17 protein-coding genes are annotated in these 18,538 nt (G+C 56.9%); 15 read left to right on the top strand and 2 right to left on the bottom strand.

Going from position 1 to position 18,538, the window contains the following annotated elements; genetic code table 11:
* Positions 1-15 precede the first annotated feature (15 nt).
* The 10 genes from ABD796_RS20705 (at position 16) to ABD796_RS20660 (ending at position 11,997) form a co-directional block, all read left to right on the top strand.
* Positions 16-858 carry an HpcH/HpaI aldolase family protein gene (locus ABD796_RS20705; RefSeq protein WP_344911269.1) on the top strand — a complete coding sequence of 281 codons (843 nt, stop codon included), beginning with the start codon at positions 16-18 and terminating at the stop codon, positions 856-858.
* Positions 855-1,637 (top strand): SDR family oxidoreductase, encoded by a 783-nt coding sequence (locus ABD796_RS20700; RefSeq protein WP_344911266.1) that lies wholly within the window; start codon positions 855-857, stop codon positions 1,635-1,637. Before ABD796_RS20705 ends, ABD796_RS20700 begins: the two co-directional genes overlap by 4 nt.
* Positions 1,638-1,658: 21 nt before the next feature.
* Positions 1,659-2,429 (top strand): SDR family oxidoreductase, encoded by a 771-nt coding sequence (locus tag ABD796_RS20695; RefSeq protein ID WP_344911263.1) that lies wholly within the window; start codon positions 1,659-1,661, stop codon positions 2,427-2,429.
* On the top strand, positions 2,423-3,436 hold the full coding sequence (locus ABD796_RS20690) for an aldo/keto reductase (RefSeq protein ID WP_344911259.1): 1,014 nt from the start codon (positions 2,423-2,425) through the stop codon (positions 3,434-3,436). Before ABD796_RS20695 ends, ABD796_RS20690 begins: the two co-directional genes overlap by 7 nt.
* A gap of 56 nt (positions 3,437-3,492) precedes the next feature.
* Positions 3,493-5,787 (top strand): helix-turn-helix domain-containing protein, encoded by a 2,295-nt coding sequence (locus tag ABD796_RS20685; RefSeq protein ID WP_344911257.1) that lies wholly within the window; start codon positions 3,493-3,495, stop codon positions 5,785-5,787.
* Positions 5,788-5,936: 149 nt separating this feature from the next.
* Complete coding sequence (locus ABD796_RS20680) at positions 5,937-6,818, top strand: carbohydrate ABC transporter permease (RefSeq protein WP_344911253.1); 882 nt, start codon at positions 5,937-5,939, stop codon at positions 6,816-6,818.
* Positions 6,819-6,832: 14 nt separating this feature from the next.
* A complete protein-coding gene (locus tag ABD796_RS20675) occupies positions 6,833-7,660 on the top strand; it encodes a carbohydrate ABC transporter permease (protein WP_344911251.1) in 828 nt (275 codons plus the stop codon).
* A 36-nt stretch (positions 7,661-7,696) separates the two neighbouring features.
* The gene (locus ABD796_RS20670; RefSeq protein ID WP_344911249.1) at positions 7,697-8,857 is read left to right on the top strand and encodes an N-acetylglucosamine-6-phosphate deacetylase; all 1,161 of its coding nucleotides are present in this window, start codon (positions 7,697-7,699) and stop codon (positions 8,855-8,857) included.
* Positions 8,858-9,511: 654 nt separating this feature from the next.
* The gene (locus ABD796_RS20665; RefSeq protein ID WP_344911245.1) at positions 9,512-10,939 is read left to right on the top strand and encodes an ABC transporter substrate-binding protein; all 1,428 of its coding nucleotides are present in this window, start codon (positions 9,512-9,514) and stop codon (positions 10,937-10,939) included.
* A 266-nt stretch (positions 10,940-11,205) separates the two neighbouring features.
* Positions 11,206-11,997, top strand: coding sequence for an IclR family transcriptional regulator (locus ABD796_RS20660; RefSeq protein WP_344911241.1), 792 nt, complete (start codon positions 11,206-11,208; stop codon positions 11,995-11,997).
* Between the two features lie 212 nt (positions 11,998-12,209).
* On the opposite strand, the gene mnmA is transcribed toward ABD796_RS20660, so the two are convergent.
* Complete coding sequence (mnmA, locus tag ABD796_RS20655) at positions 12,210-13,301, bottom strand: tRNA 2-thiouridine(34) synthase MnmA (RefSeq protein WP_344911239.1); 1,092 nt, start codon at positions 13,299-13,301, stop codon at positions 12,210-12,212.
* A gap of 318 nt (positions 13,302-13,619) precedes the next feature.
* On the opposite strand from mnmA, the gene cymR reads away from it, so the two are divergent.
* From cymR to ABD796_RS20635, 4 genes are all read left to right on the top strand, one after another.
* Complete coding sequence (cymR, locus tag ABD796_RS20650; RefSeq protein WP_344911237.1) at positions 13,620-14,039, top strand: cysteine metabolism transcriptional regulator CymR; 420 nt, start codon at positions 13,620-13,622, stop codon at positions 14,037-14,039.
* A 10-nt stretch (positions 14,040-14,049) separates the two neighbouring features.
* Positions 14,050-15,198, top strand: a complete 1,149-nt coding sequence (locus tag ABD796_RS20645; protein WP_344911235.1) for a cysteine desulfurase family protein — start codon at positions 14,050-14,052, stop codon at positions 15,196-15,198.
* 157 nt (positions 15,199-15,355) lie between these two features.
* A complete protein-coding gene (locus tag ABD796_RS20640) occupies positions 15,356-15,877 on the top strand; it encodes a PRC-barrel domain-containing protein (RefSeq protein ID WP_344911233.1) in 522 nt (173 codons plus the stop codon).
* A gap of 5 nt (positions 15,878-15,882) precedes the next feature.
* On the top strand, positions 15,883-16,080 hold the full coding sequence (locus ABD796_RS20635; RefSeq protein WP_344911231.1) for a hypothetical protein: 198 nt from the start codon (positions 15,883-15,885) through the stop codon (positions 16,078-16,080).
* An 80-nt stretch (positions 16,081-16,160) separates the two neighbouring features.
* On the opposite strand, the gene ABD796_RS20630 is transcribed toward ABD796_RS20635, so the two are convergent.
* On the bottom strand, positions 16,161-16,979 hold the full coding sequence (locus ABD796_RS20630) for a helix-turn-helix domain-containing protein (RefSeq protein ID WP_344911229.1): 819 nt from the start codon (positions 16,977-16,979) through the stop codon (positions 16,161-16,163).
* Positions 16,980-17,173: 194 nt separating this feature from the next.
* Here ABD796_RS20630 and ABD796_RS20625 point away from each other — a divergent pair, with 194 nt between their 5' ends.
* The gene (locus ABD796_RS20625) at positions 17,174-18,499 is read left to right on the top strand and encodes an ABC transporter substrate-binding protein (RefSeq protein WP_344911227.1); all 1,326 of its coding nucleotides are present in this window, start codon (positions 17,174-17,176) and stop codon (positions 18,497-18,499) included.
* Positions 18,500-18,538: the final 39 nt, after the last annotated feature.

Here is an 18,538-nt window from a genome sequence, read left to right as displayed (position 1 = left end):
AGGAGGACGACAAACATGCCGCAAACCTATGCCATGCGCCACAGCCGGGTGCTTCAGAAGCTTAGAGCCGGACAGGTCGCTTATGCGACAAAGCTGAATTTGGGCGATTCGAGGGCGGCGGAGATCGCCGCGATGAGCGGCTTCGACTGCATCTGGACCGATATGGAGCATGTTCCGAACGACTGGTCTGCCATCGAAAAGCAAATATTGGCCGCCAAAGCGCACAATGTCGATACGGTCGTCCGGGTCGCCAGGGGCAGCTACAGCGACCTGGTCCGTCCGCTCGAAATGGACGCTACGGCGATTATGGTGCCGCATATTATGAGCGCCGCCGATGCCAAGGGCGTCATCCGCAGCACCAAGTTTCATCCGCTCGGCTTAAGGCCGGTCGACGGCGGCAACGCGGACGGGGCTTATTGCAACATCGGCTTCACCGACTATTTGCGTCAGGCGAACGAGCAGCGGTTCAATATTTTGCAGATCGAGGACGTGGAAGCGCTTGACGAGCTTGAGGAGATTATCGCTTTGCCCGGACTGGACATGATCTTTTTCGGACCGGGCGATTTCAGCCAATCGATCGGCGCGCCCGGGGAGATGAATCACCCGCTGATCGGCGAAACCCGCAAACGGATCGCGGAGCTTGCCGCCAAGCACGGCAAGTTCGCCGGCACGGTCGGCTCGACAGCTAACGCGGAGGAACTGGCCGCGATGGGCTACCGGTTCATCAGCGTCGGAGCGGACGTCATCGCCTTGACCCAATATTTCGGAGGCATCGTAAGCGAGCTGCACAAGCAGGAGGCGACGCGGATCGAGAGCGTATACGCCGATAAGCCGACCGGAGCGGGGGTATCCCCATGACAGTGCTGAATTCGTTCTCGCTGGAAGGAAAAGTGGCGGTCGTCACCGGCGGGGCCGGACTGTATGGCAGGCAGATCGCAATGGCGCTGGCGCAGGCCGGAGCGGCTACCCATATGACGTCTCGCAGCAGCGAGCAGCTGCCCGAGCTGGAGCGCAGCTTCGCGCAGGAGGGAGTAACGGTAACGGCCCATTGCTTCGATCAGGAGCAGGAATCGTCTATTCTGGCTTTGCGCGATGCCGTAATCGCCCGGCACGGGCGCATCGATATTCTCGTCAACAACGCGGTAGCCCGCACGATGGGGTCGTGGGACGATCCGCTCGAGGCGTTCGACCGCAGCATGCGCATCAATGCGACCGGCATGTTCGGCGTCACCCGGGCGTTCGGCGATCGGATGGCGGAGCAGGGCTCCGGCTCGATCATCAACATCGGCTCCATACAAGGCATGGTCGGACCGGATGGCACGCTTTACGAGGGCATGGGCTTTCACGGACTCGTCCCGGACTACTTCTTTCATAAAGGCGGCATGCTGAACTTCACCCGGTTCGTCGCTAGCTATTACGGTCCGAAAAACGTGCGCTGCAACTGCGTCAGTCCCGGCGGGCTGGCTTCCCACCGGACGCCGCAGGCGTTCGTCGAGCGTTATTCGCAGCGGACGCTGCTGGGCCGGATGGCCAACGAGACCGACCTGATGGGCAGCATCGTATTCTTGGCCTCGGACGCCTCGGCTTATGTAACGGGCGCGAACTTGGCGGTTGACGGCGGGTATACGGCGAAATAAGCATACTTCGGAGGGGAAGCCATGTTTGAGCACATCTTTTCGCTGGAGGGGAAAAGCGCGATCGTCACCGGCGGCAACGGGTATTTGGGAAGCGTTATTTCCCGCGCAATGGCCGACTTCGGAGCCGCTGTCGTCGTGGCCGATCTGGAGGAGCGCGAGCAGGACCACGAACGGCTTATTCCGATGGCGTGCGACGTCTCCGACACCGAGTCGATTCGCCGTTCGTTCCGGCTCGCGGCAGATAAGCTGGGTCGCATCGACGTTCTCGTCAATTGCGCCACCTACGGGGCCGGCTATGGGCCGCTCGGCACGATCGGGAGAATGAGCGACGACGATTGGCAAAAGGGTGTAGACGGCGCCGCCGGAACGGTGTTTCGCTGTACGCGCGAGGCGCTGCCTTATATGGAGGCGGCCGGAGGAGGCAGCATCGTCAACTTCGGCTCGATGTACGGCATCGTCTCGCCCGATCCGTCCATCTATGGCGACAGCGGGGCGAACAATCCGGCCAATTACGGTGCCGGCAAGGCCGCGGTGCTGCAGTTCACGCGCTACAGCGCGGCGCATCTGGCCGCCAAAGGCATTCGCGTCAACAGCATCTCGCCGGGACCGTTTCCGAATCCCGGCACGCAGCAGGATCGGGCGTTTCTGGAGAAGCTCGGCAGCAAGACGATGCTGGGGCGGCCCGGCACGGCCGAGGAAATCGCCGGGGCGGTCGTGTTCCTTGCCTCCGCGGCTTCCAGCTACATGACCGGCGCGAACATCGCCGTGGACGGCGGATGGACGGCATGGTAAAGAAGAAGGAAGCGATGCCGACTGAGCCCGATACCGGGACGCAGGCCGGGCAACGGCCGACAGCCGGAACAACGACGGGGAGAGGGACAACGGTGGAAACGATATCCAAACTGACGCTCGGCACGGTGCAGCTAGGTATGCCATACGGCATTCATAACCGGGACGGCATGCCTTCCGAGGAAAGCAGCTTCGAGCTGTTGAACCGCGCGTGGGAGGGGGGCGTCGTCTCGTACGATACGGCGGCCGCCTACGGGCAGTCCGAAACGATACTGGGCCGTTTTTTTCACGGCAAGCATCCGCTTATTACGACCAAGATTCATCTGTTTCCGCAGCCGGGAGACAGCGGAGCGCAGATCGGGCGGGATATGCGCGAGCGCGTCAGCGGCTCGCTGAAGAGGCTGGGGCTGGACTCGGTTCCGATTCTGATGCTGCACAATACCGACGTCATGGAGCATTTCGGCGGAGCGATCACCGAAGCGTTTGCCGAATTGAAGCAAGAAGGGCTGATCGGCAGAGCGGGCATCTCGGTATCGCAAAATTCCGCGGAGGAATACCGCTTTCTGTGGCCCTACTTGCAAAACGACCTTTATGAAGCCGTGCAAATTCCGATGAACGTGCTGGACCACAGGCCGATCCGCAACGGCTGTCTCGGGATGCTCGGCCAGGCCGGGAAAACGGTGTTCGTGCGCAGCGTGTTTTTGCAGGGGCTGTTGTATATGAAGGACGAGGAGCTTCCCGTCAAGCTCGCTGCCGCCAAAGCCCCGCTCGCCGCGCTGCGCGAGCTATCCGAGCGGTATGGGATCGGCATCGCGCAGCTCGCCGTCTCGTTCATCCGCGATATGGAGGGCGTTGACAGTCTCGTGATCGGAGCCGAAACAAGGGAGCAGGTAAGCGACAACCTCGCGCTGCTTGACGGACCGCCGCTGCCGGAGACGCTGCGGGAACAATTGGCATCGGCCTTCCACGACGTGCCCGAGCAGGTAATTACGCCGCATATGTGGAAGTAAACAGTGGACCTGAAACGTGACGGAAGTCCAGGCAAACATAGAGAGGGAGGTCGCCTATGAACATAGTCCGCAGTGCAAGCCGCCGGTTTCACGATATGACATTGGCGAGGAAAATGTGGCTGTCCGTCGCTTTCGTTTCGCTGCTTACGCTGGCCACCTTTGCCCTCCTGGCTTCGACCCAGATCAAGAATCTGATGACCGAGCGCGAGGGCAATATCCGGGTGCAGCAGCTCGACTATTACACAGGCAGCATCAACCATTACTTTCAGAATATCCAGAAGTCGGCCCAGGTGCTGCTGTACAACCCCGATATCCAGAAGCGGTTCAGCGGGGACATGGAGGAGCTGAGCGGCTCCGAGCGGATTCGCGCCTTCAACGAGGTGTACGACCAGCTTCACCGGATGTGGGACAATTTGTACGGCATCGACGCGATTTATTTGATCGACCGGCACCAGAACGTATTCAAAATAAGCGTCGAGGATGCCAACATGCCGACGTTTCTCACCGGTGCGGAGTTTGCCGAGCAAGGCTGGTACGACCGCCTCGATAAGTCCGAGGGCTCCTCCTATTGGTCGTTCGTCCGATGGAGCGATAATAAGGCGTCGATCCTGATGCTCGGGGCGATGTACAACAAAGCCGATCTGTCGCTGATCGGGCATTTGGTCATTTCCGTCTCCCCGCAGGTGTTCGACAGCTTCCTGTCCGCCTCCAAGCTGGGCGAAGGCACCAACAGCATCATCGATCTGGCAGGGATGGCCTATACGTCGGGGAGGGGACTGTCCTCCGACTCGCCGTACGACATTACCGCCATGTCCGGCAATAGCGGTTATTCGTCCATCCGCCAGAACGACGAGCCGTACATGGTCGCTTACGCCAAAAACGAGCTGACCGGCTGGACGTTCGTGCATGCCGTGCCCCAGCGTCTCGTGCTGAAAGATTTGAAAAACGTCAATACGCTGTGGCTGTTTTTCCTGTTCGTCTCGATCCTGCTGATGACCGTCGTATCCGCCTTCCTGCTGCGCACGATTACGATGCCGCTCGGCAAGCTGGTGCGCCTCGTGCGCGAGGTCGAACGCGGCAAGCTGGGCGGACGGTTTCACGTCCAGTACAAGGATGAGCTCGGCAAGCTCGGCCACGCCTTCAACCATATGCTCGACAAGCTGCAGGAAGGCATTCCGCTGATTCGCGAGAAATTTATCCGCTCGCTGCTCGAACGCAAGCTGAGCGAGGAAGAATTGCGGGATTACGAATCGAAGCTCGATTTCCGCTTCGAACGGCCGTTTTTTCAGGTTGTGCTGCTGTATGTGCATGAAGAAAACGACGAAAGCGCATTGCAGGCGGTCGGGACGGCGGTCCGCGATATGGAGCAGCATGGCGGGCTCATTACGGATACGCTGTCGGCGAATCAATACTGCCTGATCTTCAACTGTCCGCAGGAAGAGACGCTCGCGCTCGTCGAGCCGCTGCTCGACCGGCTGCGGAGCGAATGTGGGGTGCGTCCTTACGCATTCGTCGGCAATTGCTACGAGAGCATCCAACTGGTGAAAAACTCGTTCGAGGAAGCGAAGACGCAGCTGAAATACCGGGTCAGCGACACCATGGACGAGGAGCCTGCGGTCTTTTTTACCGGAGATTCGTGGGAGCAGCATTACCCGGAATCGTACGAGAACCGGCTGTTGTATTATATGGACGAGGGCGATTTCGATATGTGCGCCGCCGTGATGGAGGAACTGATCGCCGCGATGCGCGTCAAACCGATCGCCCCGCCGGTCATCCATACGTTTCTGACGGCAATGCATTACCATCTGAACAAGCAGCTCATACAGATCGGCGCCGCCGACCGCGGTCCCGATGCCGATTGGCTCGGCAAGCTGAACCGCAGGCTGTCGCTCGAGCCGTTCGAGAAGAATGCCCGCGATTTTATCGCGCTCGTGCGCAAGCAGCTCGGTCCGCTCGTGCACAAGCGTATTCGGCATAGTCCGAATATCGCGAGATCGCTGCAATTGATTCAGGAGCAGTACGAAAGCCCGAACTTGAGCGTCGACTACGCGGCGCGTACGCTCGGCTTGAATACGAACTATTTCAGCCAACTGTTCAAGAAAGAACTGGGCGTCGGTTTTGCGGAATATGTAAGCGGTTTAAGAATGGAACGGGCGCAAAAGCTGCTGAGCGAAACCCCGCTGAAAATCAAAGAAGTGGCGGAACAGGTCGGCTTTGCCGACTCCCACTATTTCGGCGTCTGGTTCAAGGAAAATACCGGCTTGTCTCCGACCCAATACCGCAAAGGCAATCAGGCGGTTTCCGACTGGATCGGGCCGGCGGAGGCTGTGGGGCGCAGTTCGGCCAATTAGGCCTACAATAAGGCGCAAACTGACGAATCCCCCTCATATCTGTGGAAATTCACCTACCGTTCCCTTTGTCGGACGTGGTACGTTGATAGCGCGGCACAATGCTGGAAGCCGCCTACACTATACTTACGTACCGATCAGGAGGGGCGAATATGGGAAAATCAAGGAACTTGGGGTTCCAGCGGGAATGGAGCGGCTGGTTGTTCGTTTTGCCGATGCTGCTGTTTTTTCTCGCATTTGTCGTATATCCGATTTTGTCTTCCATATGGGGCAGCTTGTATGCGTTCGACTATACCGGCTATACGTTCGCCGGGCTGGACAACTACAAGCAGCTGCTGGGAGACTCGCTGTTCTGGAAGGCGGTCTGGAACACCATCGTCTTCGTGCTTTACCTCGTTCCGTCGATTACGGTGATCGCGCTGCTGCTGGCCGCTCTGATTCACAAGTATCCGCAGAAAATGCAATCGTTTTTCAAAGCGGCGTTTTACGTTCCGGGCGTTACGTCGATCGTCAGTCTGGCCATGGTCTGGGAATATATTTATAACAACCAGTTTGGCATCGGCAACTACGTGCTCAAGCTGTTCGGTCGGGAGCCTATTAATTTTCTCGGCGGCGAATACGCTTACACGTCGTTGGCAGTCATTCTCGTCACGATCTCGCTAGGCGCCTCGCTGGTCGTCTTTTCCGCGGCGCTGAACGGCATTCCGCGCGATTTGTACGAATCCGCATCGCTGGACGGGGCCACTCCGACACAGACGTTTATGCAAATTACGCTGCCGATGCTGAAGCCTTCCGTGCTTTATGTCGTCGTTACCTCGACGATCGGCGCTTTCCAGGTGTTCGCCATTATCCTGCTGATGACCGGAGGAGGGCCGGCCTACAAGACGACGACGATCCTGATGCTCATCTACCGCGAAGCGTTCGTCAACATGAACTTCGGTCTGGCTAACGCCATGGGGATCTTGCTGTGTCTGCTCATCTGCCTGATCGCCTTCATTCAGTTCAAACTGCTGAAATCCGACGTGGAATATTGAGGGGGGCGACCAGTATGCTAAGAAAACTGCCGTTCGCCGTCGGAAATGTTTTGCTGTGGATCAGCACCTTGTTTTTTCTGTGGCCGATTTACTGGATGCTTGTCAGCGCCTTCAAGCAGTTGAAAGTAGCTCTGCAAATTCCGCCGCAATGGTACCCGCACGAGCCGACGCTGGAAAATTTCAAAATACTAGTATTCGATTTTCCATTGTTCCGCTGGTTGTACAACAGCATGTTTATTTCGGTCGTGGCGACGCTACTCGTCGTGGCGGTAAGCTCTTTGGCCGCCTATGCATTCGCCAAAGTGCCGTTCCGCGGCTCGAAGTGGCTATTTGCCGGCATGATCGCTTCGATGTCGATCCCGCATACGGTGCTGCTCATTCCGCTGTTCCAAATGATGAACAAGCTCGGGCTGACCAATACGCTGTGGGGCGTGCTGCTCCCGCTCGTCGGCTGGCCGTTCGGCGTGTTCCTGCTCAAGCAGTTTATGCAAACGCTGCCGGGTGCCTTGATCGAGGCGGCGATGATCGACGGCTGCAACGAATGGCAGACGTTCTCGCGGGTCATGCTGCCGCTCGCCAAGCCGGGCCTGGCGGTGCTGGGCATCTTTACTTTCGTCAATTCTTGGAACGACTACGTATGGCAGATGGTCATGCTGAAAGACAAGCTGATGTATACGCTCCCGGTCGGGGTGAAGATCGCCCGGCAAGTGCAGGAGGTCGATATCAATTACGGCGTGGCGATGGCTGGCGCCTTGTGCGCTACTTTGCCGGTGCTACTCGTCTTCCTGTTTTTCCAGCGCTTTTTTACCCAAGGCATTACGTTCGGGGCATTGAAAGGATGACGCACGGAACTTAACCAGAATGCGGAGGAAAGCGTTATGAGCGACAACAGCAGCCGCATCACGGCCATCGTGAATGCGAAGCTGGTCACGCCATGGTCCGTCGTAGAAGACGGGGTGGTGCTGATCGAGGGAGAGCGGATCGTCGAATGCGGTCCGCGAGACCGTGTGGACGTTCCCGCGAACGCCCTCGTGATCGACGCGGGCGGCGATTACGTCGGACCGGGCTTTATCGACATCCATTGCCACGGCGGCGGAGGGCACTGGTCGTGGGAGGAGCCTTACCTGTTCGCGCTATCCCATCTGCGGCACGGTACGACGGGCGTGCTCCCTACGCTCGTCTACAACCAAAGCCGCGAGGAGATGCTGGCGGGGGTGCGGAACATCGTGGAGATGGAGGAGCGGCCCTACAGCTCGGCGATCGTCGGCATCCACATGGAAGGCCCGTATATCAATAAAAAGTACGGGGCAGTGACGTCGCCGATCCGCGCGGTCGACCCGGAGGAATACAACGAGCTGCTCGAGCTTGCCGGCGACCGCATCAAAGTATGGACGCTCGCTCCCGAGCTGCCGGGTCAGGAAGCGTTCGCCGAAGCCGCCTCCCGGTACGGCATCGCTTTATCGGTCGGGCATTCCGAGGCCGATGCCGACACGATCTTCTCGTTCGTTCGCCACGGCCTGCAGATCGGTTGCCATTGCACGAACGCGAGCGGAACGACCCCGTCGCCTTCCCGGTACGGAGGGACGAGGGAAATCGGCGTAGACGAGGCAGTGCTCGTTCATGACGATATTTACGCCGAAGTGATCCCCGATGCCAACGGCATCCATGTGCGTCCGCTTATGTGCCGGCTTATTCGCAAGGCGAAAGGAACGGACCGTGTCATCATCATCACCGATGCGATCGATGAAGCCGGCCTCCCTGTCGAGCCGGACGATCCGTACGAGGATGTGCGGTATATCGAAGGCGTCGGCTTGTCCGGCAGCAAGCTGACGATGGACCGGGCGGTCCGCAATATGATGCGGCATACCGGGGCGGGCATCGCGGAAGCATTCGTGATGGCTTCGCTTAACCCGGCCAAGGTGCTGAAGACCGACCGCGACATGGGCAGCGTGGAGAAAGGCAAGCTGGCTAATCTCGTGATCGTCACGGGAGACATCGAAGTGCGCCGAGTGCTGTTGCGCGGACAGATTGTGGAATAGGAAACGAAATACGGGCTGTCCATCGCGTCTGACGCGACGGGGCAGCCCGATTTTCGCTCCATAGGGCGTATTGGGTAACGATGGAGGCGGTAGGATACGAATAAGGATTCGCATGGCGGAACGCCTTTCCGATTTTTGCCAAGTGGCACAAAGAGGTCGAGCAGCGCGAATCGACCGGAGGATGTGAAATCCGCCTAACCTCTGATATGGTGTGAGGGAAGCGTGCGGCTGATTCGCTTCGTCCCGAGGCGAGATAGGGGCACTGTTTTTGCGGAGTGCGGCCAGAATGCATCTCGCGGTGCCTGACAGACGCGACCGTAATCCCTACTCCATGTGCAGATTGATCTGGAGGAGCCTCGGGGGTATACTTCTATTATTGTCCCGCTGGGGAGGCTTAAGGGAGGCAAATGGCGTTCGAGACAGACGGCGATCATGCTCGACAGAGCAGCCAGCTTCTGCTTGAAGCGTCGTTTTTCCCATTTTCCGGTTCAATCCTTCAGTTGCGGGGCCATACTGATCATTTCAACCCAAACCTTACGAATTTCACCTACTGATAACAGCGGTTCCATGCTACAGTGGCATCAGGTTTTCGGCTGTCCGAGTGAAGGGCTGCCGGAACATGGAACGAGATATGATTCAAGGGAGGGTTTACAGATGGGCAAATTAACGGGCCTCGGCACATGGGGCATCAAGCGCACAGTCGCTTTGCCGGTCGCTTTGGCTTTATCCGTATTCGCTTACGGATGCAGCTCGGGTTCGGGCACGACGAATACCGCGAACGAACCGGCGAAGAGCGGTCAAACGGCTGCGGTCAGCGAGAAAGACGAGAAGACCGAGCTGACGCTGTGGATGACGCAAACCGGAACGCTCAAATCCGGGCAGAAGCCGGGCGAATGGGTGAAGGACGATCTCGTGCCGGAATGGAACAAGCTGTATCCGAACATCAAGATCAATGTAGAGATTATTCCATTTGACGGCATCAACGAAAAAATTACGACCGCGATCGCCTCCAGTACGGCGCCGAATTTATTGTTCGATACGCCGGTGCGTACACTCGCTTACGCACAAATGGGTGCGCTTGCACCGTTAAACGACGTCATTCCGGCCAGCGATCTGGAGCTGATCAAGAAAAATCCGGATGTCATGAAAATGGTGTCGGTCAATAACAATATCGTGACCATGCCGTATTCGGCCACCGTCTCCGCGCTGATTTTGAACAAATCGCTCTGGAGGGAAGCAGGCGCGGAAAATTTGCTGCCGCAGGATGAATTCCGCACGTGGACGCCGGATCAATTCAAAGCAGCTTTGAAAGCGGTTGCCAACAAAGACAAGGGCGTATACGGCACGACGCTGTTCGCTCTGAACGAGCAGGGCGACCAGTTGTACAACAACATCATGGTCGGATACGGCGCCAAGCTGTTCAGCGACGACTATTCCAAATACACGGCGCCCGACAGCCCGGCAGGCGAACAGTCAATGGCCTTCTTCAAGTCGCTCGTCGACGAAGGGCTCGTGCATCCTCATCCGGAGACGCTGTCCGCCGTGAATGCGCTCGACTATTGGAAGCAGCGGAAGACCGGCATGATCGTAGCCGGTACGTCCCACGCAGGTCTTGTGCAGACCGGACTTAAGGACGGCTCCGTTATCGGCCCGCACGAGTACATGTACGTGAACTATCCTTCTCCGAACAAAGGGCAATCGGCGCTCAAGATGGAATTCGGCTTCGGCGTCGTCTTTAAGAACAAGGACGCATTGAAGGATAAATGGGCGAAAAAATTCCTGTATTGGGCGCAAACGCAAAACCAGGTTTACAGCGCTGCGATGAAGACGTTCAACCCGTTCGGCGAAGCGCCGGCTTGGACGAAAGACGATCCCGAGCTGCAATTCCTGTTCAAGCTGACGACCAAAGCGAAGGAATGGCCGGTCGTCGATCCGGGCTGGGGCATCAAGGGTTACCCGGAAATGCGCGCGGCGATGTTCCCGGAAATGCAGCGAATGTTCATCAATGAGGCGACGCCGAAGCAAGCGCTCGACAACATCTCCAAAAAGTTCAACGATATTATTAAAAAATACAATAAGTAAGCCGCAGTCCAGAGCTGCCCCGGAATCGTTGAGATCCGGGGCGGCTTTATTATGCGTTGATAGACTGTACAGGCTACCAGTTCGCATCGCGGAAAGCTGCAGAAAATGCGGGGGCCCGCCTGCAGCCGAATTTCCCGGATCGTTGTTCCTTTTCTCCGTCCCTTTTTGCTATAATATATCGTAACGCGATAAGAGACAACGGAGTGAAAGATGACTCCGTCAGTATGAAAAGACGAGTCAAACCTTAAGGAGACTGTGAACCGACGATGGAAGAACGCAAGCCGGCCAAAGAAGCCCCTTATTTTATGATTCAGTCCGTCGACCGGACGCTGATGATTTTGCAATGCTTTATCGACGAACGGCGCCCTCTGGGCGTTAGCGAAGCGGCACGCATGCTGAAGCTGAACAAAAGCGTCGTGCATCGCCTGATGCTGACGCTGCTGACGCACGGCTACCTGGAGCAGCTCAAAAACACGGACAAGTACATGATTGGGCCGAAAGCGTTCGAGCTCGGCTCGGTGTTCACCAACTCCACCAATCTCGTCGACGAAGGGAAAAAGGTGCTCATCGAGCTGGTCGACCGGATCGGCTGTACTGCGCATTTGGCCATCCTGGAAAAAGATTCGGTCCTGTACCTCGTCAACGTCGAGCCGGATCATCTCAAATATTTGTTCGGCGCGGTAGGACAGCGCCGGCCGGTGTACAATACGGCGCTCGGCAAATGCTTGACCGCCTGGTTGCCCGAGGAAGAGACGCGTCGGGTGCTGGAGCACTGCACGTTCGAGAAAATTACCGACCGTACGATTACGTCGCTTGAAGGGTTTCTGGAGGAGTTGGAGCGCGTCCGCCAGCGCGGCTTCGCCGTGGACGACGAGGAGACAGGCTTCGGCGTCCGCTGCTTCGCCGCTCCGGTGCGCAGCAAGGACGGGGACGTGATTGCCGCGATCAGCGTCAGCGGTTACGGCGTCGAGGAGGAGAAGCCGAACGACATCGGCCTTACAGTGAAAAGCCTCGCTTCCCAGCTGTCGCGGCGTATCGGCTATTTCGCCGAGCCGTGACCGAAGGCTGCTGCGGTCAAGACTGGTAGCGCCTGCTGTCTTGTCCGGCGGGCGTTCCCGGACGCAGCGTCCCGCACTTGAAGGCTCGACTGCATAAGCAAGGGGCAGCCGGTCTCGCGTATGGCGAGTCGGCTGCCCCTTTTCATCGTGTTGTTTTTCACACCGTTGTTAACACCCGGCGTGCGCTGGTGCGCCGCATGATGCGGTCAGCATTAGAACGGCCGGTCGATTACCGCGCCGCCGAGGCATGTCTCGCCGTCGTAGAAGACAACGGCTTGTCCCGGCGTGATTGCCTTTTGAGGCTTGTCGAACACGACCTCCAAGCGGCCCTCGCCGAGGAAGCGGACGGTTACGCCTTGATCCGGCTGACGGTAGCGGAACTTGGCCGTGCACGCGAACGGCGATTCCGGAAGCGCCTGGGCGATCCAATTGAGATCCGTCGCGAGCAGACCTTGCGTGTACAGATGCGGGTCGGTTTCGCCCTGCACGACGTACAGCACGTTGCGCTCCAGATCTTTGCCGGCGACGAACCAAGGCTCTCCGTTGCCCGATCCGCCGATGCCGAGCCCTTGCCGCTGCCCGAGCGTGTAGTACATCAAGCCGTCGTGTCGTCCCTTCAGCTCGCCGTCGTACGTGCGGATCTCTCCGGGCTTGGCCGGCAAGTATTGGCTGAGAAACTCCTTGAAATTGCGCTCTCCGATAAAGCAGACGCCGGTGCTGTCCTTCTTCTTCGCCGTAGCCAGTCCGGCCTCCAGCGCAATGGCGCGCACTTCGGCCTTCGGCAGATGGCCGATGGGGAACATCGCCTTGGACAGCTGCTCCTGGTGGAGCGCGTTCAGGAAATAAGTCTGATCCTTATTGGCGTCGACCCCGCGCAGCAGCCTATAGACGCCGTCTTTCCGCTCGACCCGAGCGTAGTGGCCAGTTGCCAAGTAGTCGGCGCCGAGCGAGAGCGCCTTCTGTAAAAATTCCCCGAACTTGATCTCGCGGTTGCACATAACGTCGGGATTCGGCGTACGGCCTTTGCGATATTCGTCAAGGAAATATTGAAACACTTTCTCGGAATATTGTTTCTCAAAATTGACTGTATAGTAGGGGATATCGATCTGGGCGCATACGCGCCGTACGTCTTCGGCGTCTTCCTCGGCCGTGCAATGGCCGAACTCGTCGGTATCGTCCCAGTTTTTCATGAATATGCCGATCACGTCGAAGCCCTGCCGCTTCAAAAGCAGCGCGGTGACCGAGGAATCGACCCCGCCGGACATGCCTACGACGATTCTTGTATTCGCGTTGTTGGTTGCCATCTGCGCTTTCCCTCTTTCCCTTGTTCCATCTGAAGCTTATCCTCCTATATTACCACAAATGCAATAAAATCGCTTTTTCCGGCGAAAATTGCACATTAGGGCGCAAAAGTCCACAAAAACGATAGAAATTCAAAACTTTTCATGAAGATGCCATCGTTTACGGATACCATAACCGGGTTTTTTATGTTAACATATAGTTGATATTCGTCGCCATATTGAATTTATTTCCAACTATGTGCCTTCCGGCACGTAAACATAAGTCTCAACTTGGCAATGATAGAAGAGAGAACGAATTGAAGCTATGAATGAGGTGTCATTTTGAAAATATCGACAAAAGGCCGTTACGGGCTTACTATCATGATGGAACTGGCCTCGAAGTTCGGTGAAGGACCTACTTCATTGAAGAGCATTGCCGAGAAAAATCAGCTATCCGAGCATTACCTCGAGCAGCTTATCGCGCCGCTCCGCAACGCCGGGCTGGTCAAGAGCATTCGCGGTGCGTACGGCGGCTACATACTGTCCCGTCAGCCGGAGGACATTACGGCCGGCGACATTATCCGCGTCCTGGAGGGACCCATCAGTCCGGTCGATTTTACCGACGAGGACGATCCGGCCAAGCGCGATTTGTGGATTCGGATCAAGAACAGCATTGCCGAAGTGCTCGATTCGACCACGCTTGCCAACCTGATTACGTATCAGGACGAAGGCAAAAACGAAAATTTCATGTTTTACATCTAGGCCGGCCCTCATGGACCCGATCTATTTCGATCATGCGGCTACGACCCCGATGCGCGCCGAGGTGGTGGAAGCGATGCTTCCCTACTTCACGGAGAAGTTCGGCAATCCGTCCAGCCTGCACGCATTCGGAAGAGAGGCGCGTACGGCGCTGGGCCGCTCCCGCGACCGGCTGGCCGGTCTGATCGGCTGCGAGCCGGGAGAGCTGCTATTCACGGGCGGCGGCACCGAGAGCGACAATACGGCGCTGTTCGGTGCCGCAGCGCAATACGGCGCGGTCAAGAAGCATATCATCACGACCGAGATCGAGCATCATGCCGTGCTGCACGCTTGCCGGCAGCTTGAGCACAGCGGCTACGATGTGACCTACCTGCCCGTCGACTCCGCCGGCAGGGTGCACCCGGAGCAGTTGGAAGAAGCGGTGCGCGAGGATACGTTCCTCGTCAGCGTCATGCACGGGAATAATGAAGTCGGCACCGTTCAGCCGATTGAGGCTATCGGGCAATGGACCCGGGCACGGGGCATTTTGTTTCACGTCGACGCCGTCCAGTCGCTGGGCCTGCTGCCTGTCGACCTGGCGCGGCTGCCCGTGGATATGATGAGTTTCTCCGCGCACAAAATATACGGTCCGAAGGGCGTAGGCGCCTTGTATGTGTCCAAGCGGATCGCGATCGTTCCCCATCTGGTCGGAGGCTCTCAGGAGCGCAAGCGCCGGGCCGGCACGGAGAATGTCTCCGGCATTATCGGATTCGTCCGCGCGGCCGAGCTGGCAGTCTCCGAACAGGAGCGCAACCGGCTGCACGTGCAGAGCTTGCGCGATCGTATGATCGAAGCGTTGAATCGGACGGTTGGCCCGTCCGCCTTTACTGTGAACGGCCACCCTACGGATGTTTTGCCGCATATTCTCAACGTTAGTTTTCCCGGCGTCGATACCGAAACGATGCTGATGAGCTTGGACCTCGAAGGAATAGCCGCAGCCAGCGGCTCCGCCTGTACATCCGGTTCCCTGGAATTGTCGCACGTACTGCGCGCAATGAAGCTGCCGGAGGACGTTATGCGCTCCGCCATTCGATTCAGCTTCGGTTTTTCGCAAAATATCGAACAAATTGATACTGCAACCGAAAAAGTTGCAACCATTTTACGGCGTTTACGTAAAACATAATAGGCTACGGCCGTATCGTTTTTTCCAAGGAGGTGGGACAAGCCGCATTTGCGCGAAACGTCTATTTTTTCATACGCCAAGGCATACCGGCGCAAGGTTATGGAATAACATTCCGCCAAGCGCGCATCATATATAAAAAGTTTTCAGGAGGTTCACCTTGCGTAGAGCACAAGACATCATCGGACTTCCCGTCATTTCCATCGGGACGGGCAAGCAGTTAGGAACAGCGAAAGACGTTCTGATCGACAAGGATTGGAACGTTCAGGGTGTACTTCTCGACTCCAAGCATTGGTTCGGCTCTTCCCGTCATATCGGCTGGGACGATGTCGTATCGGTCGGCTCCGACGCGGTCACCGTCAAGGAAGAAGGCGTAGTCCGCGAGTTGGACGATCATACGGCTGGGACGCTCCTGTCGTTGAACGGCGAGTTCAAGCTGAAAGGGTTGCCGGTCATTACCGAAGCGGGAGATCAACTCGGATACGTGGAAGATGTTTATTTTGCCAAACAATTGGATAAAAAGATAGTAGGATACGAATTGTCCGGGGGGTTGATTGACGACCTCAAAGAAGGGCGTAAATGGCTCCCTTCGTCGGAAGAGGCGAAAATCGGAGAGGATGCGGTCATCGTACCGCTCCATTGCGTAGTGCAAGAAACACCATCATTTGAAGAAATAGGGTGAGAATCATGCTCAGATGTCCGAATTGCAACTCCAAAGATATTGGGAAGATCGGCTCCCATCAATTTTATTGCTGGAGCTGCTTTATCGAATTGACCGTAAATGGCGATAAAATGTCCGTCTATCAGGTAGAAGAAGACGGGACGCTCAGCTCGCTTGACGATTTGTTCTTCGAGGACGAGATTCCCGAAGTACACGCCAATTGAAAGACTGGCCCTCGGGCTGCTAATAGGAACGGAATAAGGGCATTCGCTTCTCTTTAAGAGAAACGGGTGCCCTTTTGCTGTCAGAGCCGATGCTTTTTGCGGAATTCCGAAGGCGGAATGCCCAGCTTGCTGGCGAACAATCGACTAATATACGAACCGTTGCGGTAGCCACATTTTTCGGCAATTTCCTCCAGATTCAGATCGGTTTCCTGCAGCAACTGGCCCGCCCGCTCCAATCGCAGCGAGGTCAAGTAGCCCAGCGGGCTGATCTTGTACGCGGAGGTAAACCGTCTGGAGAATTGTACCGGCGTCAGTCCGAACGAAGCCGCCACCTGCAGCAGGCTGATCTCCGAGAAAGCTTGAAGCTTGATAGCCAAAGCGGCCTGATCCATCAACGGGTCGGAAGACGGGCGTTTCGTGTGCATGGGGACCAGTTGTTGCTCCGTTACATAAAGAAAGAGAAGGTCGTCCAGTAAATGACCGATCCACCTCAGGACGTGCTCGGGGGCGCCGATGTGAGGGAAAGAGCGCAAAAAGGCGAAGCTGGACTTCAGCCGATTGGTTTGGGCTAGCGCTGCTTTTCTCGGCAGAGCGGCCAGCAGCTCTTCCGGGTCCGACACGAGCTCCCCGGTCGCGATATGGACCCAGTCGATGTAAAAGTAATGAAACGACAGCGGTAACACCACATTCCTCTGAAAGGGCACCCCGGGCGGACAGAGCACCAAATCCCCGTTCATGGCTCTCCCTGTGGCATCTCCGATCCGATAGGCAAATTCGCCGTCCTCTACAGCAAACCCGCACCATTTTTCATAAATGGCCGTTTCGATGGAAAATTGGCTTTTTCGGTTCCAATAGGCATAATATTTGACCTTCGAGCGGATCTGTCCAATTTCTGTCATTCGTTCATCTCCCGATTTGAACTGAAATAACGTATAAGATTTATTATAAGTTTGTTTATTCAAAAGTAAATAGAAGCCAAGTAGACTTGAAATAGCGTACATAGAGGTCCAAGGCATGGCGGGAAGCGAATCTAGGCGAATCGCCCCGAGCAAGCCAAGGGTCGCTGTATATCCAATACGGAAGGGGATTTCGCATGAAAGCATGGAGAGAGAAGAGCGTTTTGGCTTTAGTACCGTTGATAGCGCTATCATTGAGCGCGTGCGGGGGAAACGAAACAAGCGGTAAGACCGGGCAAGAAGGGAAGTCGGCCGGTACGTCTGCTCCGAAGGAGGTGACGCTCAAGATCGGGCTGCCCGGCGCCTACGACATTACCAAAAAAGAGATCATCGACGGATTTCAGGCCAAATACCCGCATATCAAGCTGAAGATCGACGAGTCGCCGTGGTCCGATTTTTCGCAAAAAATTACGGCCCAGGTCGCTGCCGGCAATCCGCCGGACGTGTGGTTTCAGGAAAATGCGGTCATTCTCGGCTACGGAAAGCGCGGCGCCGCCGAAAACCTCGCTCCCTACATCAAGCGCGATCTGAAGCAGGACGATTACAACAAAGGGCTGTTCGCCGCGCAAACGGCCGATGGCAGCGTATGGGGCGTCCCTCACGGCTTGAATCCGGCGACGCTTGTTTACAACAAAAAGCTGTTTGCGGATAACGGCATTCCGGCGCCCACGAACAACTGGACGTACCAGGATATGCTGGATGCGGCGAAAAAGCTGACGAAGGATACGAACGGCGACGGCAAGACCGACTTCTACGGCTTTAATGTCGCTTCCTCCATTACGGTGGGGTGGTTCCCATGGTCGAAAATTTACGGGGGCGGCATACTCGACGAGACGAAGACGAAAGCGATCGTTACCGATCCGAAGACGATTCAGGGGCTGGACAAATGGGTGAGCGTCGTCAAGGAAGGCATTTCCCCCACGGAGGATATTTTGAAGGCAGGAGGCGGAGAGGCGCAGATGTTCGGCAGCGGCAAAATCGCTATGCTATTCTCCCAGTACAGCAACCAGCTGATCTATGCGAAAAACTACCCCGATCTGGATTACGATGCGGCGCCTATGCCGAAAGGCATGGACGGCAAGCGCGTCGTTCCCCTCGTCACCAACTCCTGGGTGGTCTACTCCAGGGCGTCGCAGGAGGTCAAGGATGCGGCATGGCAGTTTCTCCAGTATTACTTGAGCGACGAAGCGCAGGAGACATTGGCGAAGAGCGGCAATGCCTTGCCGGTGAAGAAGAGTGCGGAAGCGAAGCTGGATCCGACGACCCGTCCTCAGAACAAGAAGGCTTACGCTGACGGGGTGGCGGAAGCGGGGACGACGACAGACGAGAACCCGTCCTGGCAAGAATGGCGTCTGGCTGCGCAGCCGATCTTCACCGAAATCTATCAGCAGCGCAAAACGCCCGAGCAAGGAGCAAAGGAAATTCAGGAGAAAATTCAGGCCGTGCTCGACAAGAACAAGTAACAACGTCCGATCGGCGCCCTGTCCTCCGGACCGGGCACC

This window comes from Paenibacillus hodogayensis, from assembly GCF_039536325.1.
GTDB lineage: Bacteria > Bacillota > Bacilli > Paenibacillales > NBRC-103111 > Paenibacillus_AB > Paenibacillus_AB hodogayensis.
Note: the sequence above shows the minus strand (reverse complement) of the source record. Positions and strands in the feature narration are given on the sequence as shown.

Excerpts from the sequence above, each read along its gene's own strand:
- ABD796_RS20705 (WP_344911269.1), top strand. The coding sequence starts at position 16 with ATGCCGCAAACCTATGCCATGCGCCACAGCCGGGTGCTTCAGAAGCTT.
- ABD796_RS20700 (WP_344911266.1), top strand. The coding sequence starts at position 855 with ATGACAGTGCTGAATTCGTTCTCGCTGGAAGGAAAAGTGGCGGTCGTC.
- ABD796_RS20695 (WP_344911263.1), top strand. The coding sequence starts at position 1,659 with ATGTTTGAGCACATCTTTTCGCTGGAGGGGAAAAGCGCGATCGTCACC.
- ABD796_RS20690 (WP_344911259.1), top strand. The coding sequence starts at position 2,423 with ATGGTAAAGAAGAAGGAAGCGATGCCGACTGAGCCCGATACCGGGACG.
- ABD796_RS20685 (WP_344911257.1), top strand. The coding sequence starts at position 3,493 with ATGAACATAGTCCGCAGTGCAAGCCGCCGGTTTCACGATATGACATTG.
- ABD796_RS20680 (WP_344911253.1), top strand. The coding sequence starts at position 5,937 with ATGGGAAAATCAAGGAACTTGGGGTTCCAGCGGGAATGGAGCGGCTGG.
- ABD796_RS20675 (WP_344911251.1), top strand. The coding sequence starts at position 6,833 with ATGCTAAGAAAACTGCCGTTCGCCGTCGGAAATGTTTTGCTGTGGATC.
- ABD796_RS20670 (WP_344911249.1), top strand. The coding sequence starts at position 7,697 with ATGAGCGACAACAGCAGCCGCATCACGGCCATCGTGAATGCGAAGCTG.
- ABD796_RS20665 (WP_344911245.1), top strand. The coding sequence starts at position 9,512 with ATGGGCAAATTAACGGGCCTCGGCACATGGGGCATCAAGCGCACAGTC.
- ABD796_RS20660 (WP_344911241.1), top strand. The coding sequence starts at position 11,206 with ATGGAAGAACGCAAGCCGGCCAAAGAAGCCCCTTATTTTATGATTCAG.
- mnmA (WP_344911239.1), bottom strand. The coding sequence starts at position 13,301 with ATGGCAACCAACAACGCGAATACAAGAATCGTCGTAGGCATGTCCGGC.
- ABD796_RS20645 (WP_344911235.1), top strand. The coding sequence starts at position 14,050 with ATGGACCCGATCTATTTCGATCATGCGGCTACGACCCCGATGCGCGCC.
- ABD796_RS20635 (WP_344911231.1), top strand. The coding sequence starts at position 15,883 with ATGCTCAGATGTCCGAATTGCAACTCCAAAGATATTGGGAAGATCGGC.
- ABD796_RS20630 (WP_344911229.1), bottom strand. The coding sequence starts at position 16,979 with ATGACAGAAATTGGACAGATCCGCTCGAAGGTCAAATATTATGCCTAT.
- ABD796_RS20625 (WP_344911227.1), top strand. The coding sequence starts at position 17,174 with ATGAAAGCATGGAGAGAGAAGAGCGTTTTGGCTTTAGTACCGTTGATA.